This is a genomic window from Rhodanobacter thiooxydans LCS2 (assembly GCF_000264375.1).
Classification (GTDB): domain Bacteria; phylum Pseudomonadota; class Gammaproteobacteria; order Xanthomonadales; family Rhodanobacteraceae; genus Rhodanobacter; species Rhodanobacter thiooxydans.
On the sequence record NZ_AJXW01000115.1, the window covers coordinates 1 to 7352 of the forward strand.

7 protein-coding genes are annotated in these 7352 nt (G+C 61.5%); all 7 read right to left on the bottom strand.

What is annotated here, in order from left to right:
• Positions 1-74: 74 nt before the first annotated feature.
• The gene (locus UUA_RS17855; protein ID WP_039954477.1) at positions 75-1745 is read right to left on the bottom strand and encodes an electron transfer flavoprotein-ubiquinone oxidoreductase; all 1671 of its coding nucleotides are present in this window, start codon (positions 1743-1745) and stop codon (positions 75-77) included.
• 448 nt (positions 1746-2193) lie between these two features.
• Positions 2194-3213 (bottom strand): EF-P beta-lysylation protein EpmB, encoded by a 1020-nt coding sequence (epmB, locus tag UUA_RS17860; RefSeq protein ID WP_039954478.1) that lies wholly within the window; start codon positions 3211-3213, stop codon positions 2194-2196.
• A 276-nt stretch (positions 3214-3489) separates the two neighbouring features.
• Complete coding sequence (locus tag UUA_RS17865; RefSeq protein WP_039954480.1) at positions 3490-4269, bottom strand: succinate dehydrogenase iron-sulfur subunit; 780 nt, start codon at positions 4267-4269, stop codon at positions 3490-3492.
• A gap of 103 nt (positions 4270-4372) precedes the next feature.
• Positions 4373-6169, bottom strand: coding sequence for a succinate dehydrogenase flavoprotein subunit (sdhA, locus tag UUA_RS17870; RefSeq protein ID WP_008439495.1), 1797 nt, complete (start codon positions 6167-6169; stop codon positions 4373-4375).
• Between the two features lie 34 nt (positions 6170-6203).
• Positions 6204-6608, bottom strand: a complete 405-nt coding sequence (gene sdhD, locus UUA_RS17875; RefSeq protein ID WP_039954479.1) for a succinate dehydrogenase, hydrophobic membrane anchor protein — start codon at positions 6606-6608, stop codon at positions 6204-6206.
• Complete coding sequence (sdhC, locus tag UUA_RS17880; RefSeq protein ID WP_008439497.1) at positions 6605-7033, bottom strand: succinate dehydrogenase, cytochrome b556 subunit; 429 nt, start codon at positions 7031-7033, stop codon at positions 6605-6607. Before sdhC ends, sdhD begins: the two co-directional genes overlap by 4 nt.
• 10 nt (positions 7034-7043) lie before the next feature.
• Positions 7044-7352: hypothetical protein (locus UUA_RS20125; RefSeq protein ID WP_238533053.1), on the bottom strand; the 309-nt coding region annotated here is incomplete at its 5' end.

The window sequence follows — 7352 nt, forward strand, 5'->3', positions numbered from 1 at the left end:
CTTCAAAGTTGAATCCGTCCTATCTGTTTTTTTATCATTGCCCACAGCGCGGGCGTAGGTAGTCAGTTGCGAGTCTACATCGCTGGATAATTCGGTCCGTCACCGCCTTGCGGTGCCGTCCACACGATGTTTTGTGTCGGGTCCTTGATGTCACACGCTTTGCAATGCACGCAGTTCGCGAAATTGATTTGCAACCGTGGCTGCCCGTTCTCGGTCACGAATTCATAGACACCGGCTGGGCAGTAACGCGTTTCCGGTCCGGCGTACTTGGCCAAATTGATCGTCACCGGCACGCTGGCATCTTTCAGCGTCAGATGTGAGGGCTGATCTTCGTTGTGATGGGTGTTGCTGAGAAACACCGAACTGAGAACATCAAAAGTCAGTACGCCGTCGGGTTTCGGATAAACAATTTTCTCGCGATCGCTGGCAAGGTCCAGGCAGGCGTGATCGGGCATGCTGTGGTGGAGCGTCCATGGCGGATTACGTACGCCGATTTTTGGTAGCAACCACTGTTCGACGCCCGTCATCACCGTGGCTAACGCGCGGCCTTTCTTGAACCACTGTTTGAAATTCTTCGACTGTTTTAGTTCGCCGTGCAGCCAGCTGCGTTCGAACGCGACAGGGTAAGCCTCCAACGTATCGTGCGCGCGTCCCGCAACCAACGCAGCGAATGCAGCTTCGGCCGCCAGCATGCCCGTCTTGATCGCCGCATGGCTGCCTTTGATCCGGCTGCAGTTGAGAAAGCCGGCCTCGCAACCCACCAGCGCGCCACCCGGAAACACCGTGCGCGGCAAGGATTGCAGGCCGCCGGCGGTGATCGCACGCGCGCCATAGCTGATGCGTTTGCCGCCTTCGAGGTATTTGCGGATGGCGGGGTGGGTCTTGAAGCGCTGAAATTCCTGGAATGGGCTGAGCCACGGATTGGAGTAGTCAAGACCGACCACGAAGCCAATCGCGACGATATTGTCCTCGGCGTGATAGACGAAGGACCCGCCGTATGTATTCGAGTCCAGCGGCCAGCCGGCAGTGTGCACGGCCAATCCGGCTTCGTGTCGCGCGGGCTCGACCTGCCACAGCTCCTTGATGCCGAGCGCATAGCTCTGCGGATCACAGTCCTTGTCCAACGCGTACTTGGCGATCAACTGCCGCCCCAACTGGCCGCGTGCGCCTTCTGCAAAAACGGTGTAGTTGGCACGCAGCTCCATGCCACGCTGAAATTTTGCCGTGGGTTTGCCGTCTTTACCCATGCCCATATTGCCGGTGGCCACACCCATCACCGCGCCCTGCTCGTCGTAAAGCACTTCGGTCGCCGCAAAGCCGGCAAATATGTCGACGCCCAGCGCCTCAGCCTGCCGTGCCAACCAGCGAGTCAAGCGGCCCAAGCTGATGATGAAATTGCCGTGGTTTTCGAAACAATCAGGGCGCAGGAATCCCGGCGTGGTCGTTGCGCCGGCTTCACTGAGAAACAGAAAACTGTCGCGAGTTACCGGTTGCGTCAACGGCGCACCAAGTTCCTTCCAATTCGGCAGCAGCTCAGTCAAAGCGCGCGGTGTCATGATCGTGCCGGCCAGGATATGTGCGCCTGGCTCCGAACCCTTCTCCAACACGCATACAGACAGCTCGCGACCTTGCTCCGCAGCGAGTTGCCGCAGACGGATTGCGGTAGCGAGGCCACCCGGGCCGGCACCGACTACAACCACGTCGAACGTCATGCTTTCGCGCGGACCAAGGTCAACAGTTTGCATTTGCTCAGACACAGTGGGTCTCGAGTTAGATTATTTTGGACACCGCATTCAGCACGGATTGACTGGCACCGCTATTCCTGTCTCCATGGACCAGCAACGCGCCATGAAAACGCTTACGCTGTAATTCCTGTGGTGTCCTCCCTCGAGGCTTGTCCAACGCCTGCCCGATACCGCTTCGGCAGCCTTGGAGCTTCAGCGCGTGGACAGGCGTCGGACCACCTTTGACAAAGGCTGTCAACCGCCAAACGATGATCGGCGACCCAAGGTCGCTGCTCGTCCATGCGCGGTCAGCAGAACCCCAAATTGACCTGCCCAAAAACTGTCCTTCCACTCGCATACGACAAAACCGTATCCAACCCACGGTGGCGCGAGCGCAACGTTCGCAGCATCGTGCTCGCAGATGGGCCATCATCCACCCGTACGTTGTGGCGTGCCGGAAAAACATTTCCTATACCGGGCGCTTCGACGCGTCACCCGCAACCTCACGCACCAGCTTTGGCACCAGGAAGCCCGGCAGCTGCGCGCGCAGCGCGTCCATCAGTTCGTGCGCACGCGAGTCTGCGACTTCGAAGTGCGCCGTTCCGCGTACCTTGTCGAGCTGGTGCAGGTAGTACGGCTGCACGCCGATCGCGAACAGTCGCTCCGACAGTTGCGTGAGTACGTCGGCGTTATCGTTGACGCCGCGCAATAACACCGACTGGTTGAACAGCGTAACGCCCGCGTCACGCAAGCGCGCGCATGCAGCAGCCAGCGTCACGTCCAGTTCGTTGGGGTGATTGGCGTGGATCACGAACACGCGCTGCAGCGGCACCGCGCGCAGCCAATCGCAAAACGGATCGTCGATACGTTCGGGCATCACCACTGGCAGGCGCGAGTGGATGCGCAGCCGCATGATGTGCGGCTGCGTCCGCAGCGCATCCGTGAACTCCTTCAGTCTCGCCGTCGACAACACCAGCGGATCCCCCCCTGACAGGATCACCTCGCGCAATGACGTGTCCGCCGCCAGCGTCGCCAATGCTTCACGCCATGCGTGTGACGCAGCCAGCTCTTCGGCGTACGGAAAATGACGGCGGAAGCAGAACCGGCAATTGACCGCGCAAGATCCCGCGGCGATCAGGAGCGCGCGCCCTGCGTACTTCTGCAATACCCCGTGGGCCTTGACCGCATCAAGGTCACCCACGGCATCGTCGCTGTAGCCCGCCACCTCGTCGAGTTCGGAGCACACCGGCAACACCTGCACCAACAACGGGTCGTTCGGGTCACCCTTGCGCATCCGCGCAACGAAACTCCGCGGCACCCTCAACGGAAACCCGGCGTTGGCCGCCGGGAGGCGGTCGGCAAGCTCACTGAGGTCGACCAGCGCCAGCAGCTCACGCGGGCCGGTCACCACGTCGCGCATTGACTGGCGCCAGTCGGGAAGTGCGAGCGTTGACTTTGCGATACGCGCAGCAGGGATCATGGGTTGCATGGTGGGTCTCGAAATCCGGTGGCTGGCCGGCTTGGGTTAAGACGATAAGGTTGCCGGGTAGTGCAGCGTGCAACGCGCGAGTTCAGGCCCGTCGACCGGCCAGCTACGCCGACGACGCCGGTGATGTGCAGCGTGGCGCTGCCAGGCCTTCCATGCCGTGGTGCGCCGCGCGCAATAGTTGCAACCCCACGCCTTCAGGTCACGAAAATCCCCCATGGAGAAAGGTGCAAGGAAAATCGTCATGGCCTCATCTTGCTGCGCACGGGTGGGCCCGCCTCAGATCGTGCGCTCGGCAATGAGGCGCTTGATCTTGGCAATCGCCTTGGCGGGGTTGAGCCCCTTCGGGCAAGTGTTGGTGCCGTTCAAGATGGCGTGACAGCGGAACAGCTTGAACGGGTCGTTCAAGTCGTCCAACCGCTCACCGGTGGCCTCGTCGCGTGAGTCCACGATCCAGCGGTAAGCCTGCAACAGCACCGCCGGACCCAGGAAGCGATCGGGGTTCCACCAATAGCTCGGGCACGACGCCGTACAGCACGCACACAGGATGCATTCGTACAGGCCATCCAGTTTCTTGCGGTCCTTGGGTGACTGCAGGCGCTCGCGCGATCCGGCCGGACTGTCGGTTTTGATCCAGGGCTGGATCGACGCGTACTGAGCATAGAAATGGGTGAAGTCGGGCACCACGTCACGGATGACCGGCATGTGTGGCAGCGGGTAGATATTCACCTGCCCGGCGCGCAGGTCATCCAGCGGAGTGATGCACGCCAAGGTGTTCTCGCCATTGATGTTCATCGAGCACGAACCGCACACGCCTTCCCGGCACGAGCGCCGCAGGGTCAAGGTGGGGTCGATCGTGTTCTTGATCTTCAGCAACACGTCGAGGACCATCGCGCAATCGCTGATGTCGACCTCATACGTATCGGTGCGCGGATTGTCTCCGTCCTCCGGGTCCCACCGATACACCTTGAACTTGCGTACTTCTTTCGCTTCGGGCTTTGCAGCGAAATAGTTGCCCTTTTTTACCCGCGACAACTGCGGTAGCCTGAATTGAGCCACGATGTCCTCCAACTGCAACGAGTTCGATCACCCCCCTGCCAGACAACGCCGATGACGCGTCGGGCTGCGAGGGGCGAGCAACCCTGACCACGAAAAACTGCTTTCAGTACACGCGCTTTGCGGGTGGAACCATCTCGACCTCATCATCCAGCGGGCGCTGATGCACCGGTCGGTAATCGATGTCGCATTGGCCGTTGGCATCGACTTTCACCAAGGTGTGCTTCATCCAGTTGGCATCGTCGCGTTCGGGGTAGTCGTCGCGCGCGTGACCGCCGCGCGTTTCCGTCCGCCGCGCCGCCGCGTGAACCGTACCCACGGCCTGCGCCAGCAGGTTGCCCAACTCTAGCGTCTCCACCAGATCCGAGTTCCAGATGAGGGAACTGTCGGCTACGGCTACATCCGCGAACTCCGCGTGCAGCTCATCGAGTCGCTGGCAACCCTTCTCCAGGGTTTCGGCGGTGCGGAATACCGCAGCATCCTCCTGCATGGCGTGCTGCATCTTGGCGCGTAGTTGCGCGGTTGGCGTACCGCCGCGCGCGTGGCGGAGGTGATCGAGCCGGGACAACGCCGGTTCCAGCACATCCTCCGACAGCTCGGGATAGGGCGTGTGCGGCTTGATGATTTCGGCACAGCGCAGTGCGGCCGCGCGCCCGAAGACGATCAGGTCGAGCAACGAATTCGTGCCCAGGCGATTGGCCCCGTGCACGGATACACAGGCTGCCTCGCCAATGGCAAACAGCCCGGGAATCACTGCGTCGTTGTCCTCTCCCACCTTTTGCACCACCTCGCCGTGGATGTTGGTAGGAATGCCGCCCATGCAGTAGTGCACCGTGGGCAGCACCGGTATTGGCTGCTTGGTCACGTCCACGCGAGCGAAAATGCGTGCGCTCTCGGAGATGCCTGGAAGCCGCTCGCGCAGCACCTCGGCCCCCAGATGCGCCAGATTCAGCAGCACGTGATCCTTGTGTTCGCCGACACCACGACCTTCGCGGATCTCGATGGTGATCGCCCGGCTGACGACATCCCGCGAGGCCAGGTCCTTGGCGTGGGGCGCGTAGCGCTCCATGAAGCGCTCGCCATCGGCGTTGGTGAGGTAGCCGCCTTCGCCGCGCACGCCTTCGGTGATGAGGCAGCCCGAACCGTAGATGCCGGTCGGGTGGAATTGCACGAACTCCAGATCCTGCAGCGCCAATCCCGCGCGCAGCGCCATCCCGCCGCCGTCCCCGGTACAAATGTGGGCCGAGGTGCACGAGAAATAGGCGCGTCCGTAGCCACCCGTGGCGAGAATGATCGAGTGTGCCTGGAAGAAATGGACTACCCCCTCCTTGAGATCGATCGCGAGCGCGCCAACGAGCTCGCCGGTGCGTGGGTCACGGATGAGATCCGTGACAAAATATTCGACGAAAAACTCGACATGGTTTTTAAGCGCCTGCGTGTATAGCGTATGCAGGATGGCGTGGCCGGTGCGGTCGGCTGCGGCACAGGCCCGTTGCGCCAGCGCCTCACCATGACGGATTGTGTGGCCGCCGAACGGGCGCTGGTAGATGTGCCCGTCTTCAGTGCGCGAGAACGGCACGCCGAAGTGCTCGAGCTCAATGACCGCCGGGATTGCCTCACGGCACATGTATTCAATGGCGTCCTGGTCACCCAGCCAGTCGCCGCCCTTGACCGTATCGTAGAAGTGATAACGCCAGTCGTCCTCGCCCATGTTGCCGAGAGCTGCGGCAATGCCACCCTGTGCCGCCACGGTGTGCGAGCGCGTCGGAAAGACCTTGCTGATGCACGCCACATTGAGGCCTTTGGACGCCAGCCCGAGTGCAGCGCGCAGCCCGGCGCCACCCGCTCCGATAATGAGCACGTCGTAGCGATGGCGTTGTATCGAATATGCTTCCGTAGCCATGTGACCTTCTTCTTTTGCCAACTTAATTTGGTGATCAGCGCGCCGCCAACCCAACACTCATGATCGCCAGGATGGTGGCGATCGCTCCGGCAACGGCTCCGAATCGCAGCGCGATCTGAAGCGTCACCTCAAGCCAACGTGTATGCACGTAATCCCCGATAATCACGTCCAACCCCAACATGCCGTGCCAATAGGTGCAGATGGTCAGCACGATCAGCAGAAACATGTGGACGGGGTCGGCGATCGCCGACATAGCCGTGGCGTAATCGACGTGGACGAGCGCCAGCGCGAAGTAGACGAACCACAAGGTCAACGGAATGAGTGCCAACGCAGTGACGCGCTGAACCCACCAATGCTGCACGCCGGTTTTTGAGGAACCCCACTTGCGCGCCACCTTCAATGGGTCGCGCAAATCTGATTGACCCGGATATTCACTCATGCCAATACCCCGGCTAGCTGCACGGTGAGGATGACCCAAGTCGTCAGCGTGAGCAGGCTGCTCACCGCGACAATGATCCAGCCGCTGGTCCAGTAGGACGGGTGCTTGGCGCGGTCGCGCATGTGCTGCGGCCCGTAATCCCACGCCACGCTGTGCAACAGGTGCTGGATGCCGTTGCACAGGTGGAAAAACATGGCCCAGATCCATGCAAACCACAATACGAGCCCGGCCCAGCTGCCGCAGAAATGTGCGAACACCTGCCACGCGTGGTCGCCGGCGGCAGCGGCGAGCATGCCCCAGCTGAGGGCCAGCGTGCCGGCCGATAGCAGCAACCCGGTGAGGCGGTGCAGCGAGGACTGCACCATATTGATGCGCCAGCGGTAGATGCCGAGGTGCGGTGAAAGTGGGCGGGAGTATGACGGCATGACAAGTCCTTCAGGCAACCAATGGGGCGACACGGAATCGCGCATGCAAGGCGATATGCGCGCGGCGGCCCTCTGCAAGGCGGTACGGCAACGCCAGGATTCTCTTGCGGTGCGAGCTTTCCGAAACATCGCGCCATGCGGTACCCGCCCGTGTCGTATCGCATTGCCCGTGGCGCCGCGTTCGCCCCGACTTGGTGACCGTCATCGATTCCATCGGCGGGGCTGAGTGGTGGTGCGCGGACACGGCTTCCGCGACGGGTCGTGCAACGATGTTCTTCACGGTTCGGACCATCAGCAACTTCCTAGGGAACGTCTGAAC

Coding starts and splice junctions, on each gene's coding strand:
- sdhA (WP_008439495.1), bottom strand. CDS start 6,169: ATGGCTACGGAAGCATATTCGATACAACGCCATCGCTACGACGTGCTC.
- sdhD (WP_039954479.1), bottom strand. CDS start 6,608: ATGAGTGAATATCCGGGTCAATCAGATTTGCGCGACCCATTGAAGGTG.
- epmB (WP_039954478.1), bottom strand. CDS start 3,213: ATGCAACCCATGATCCCTGCTGCGCGTATCGCAAAGTCAACGCTCGCA.
- UUA_RS17855 (WP_039954477.1), bottom strand. CDS start 1,745: ATGCAAACTGTTGACCTTGGTCCGCGCGAAAGCATGACGTTCGACGTG.
- sdhC (WP_008439497.1), bottom strand. CDS start 7,033: ATGCCGTCATACTCCCGCCCACTTTCACCGCACCTCGGCATCTACCGC.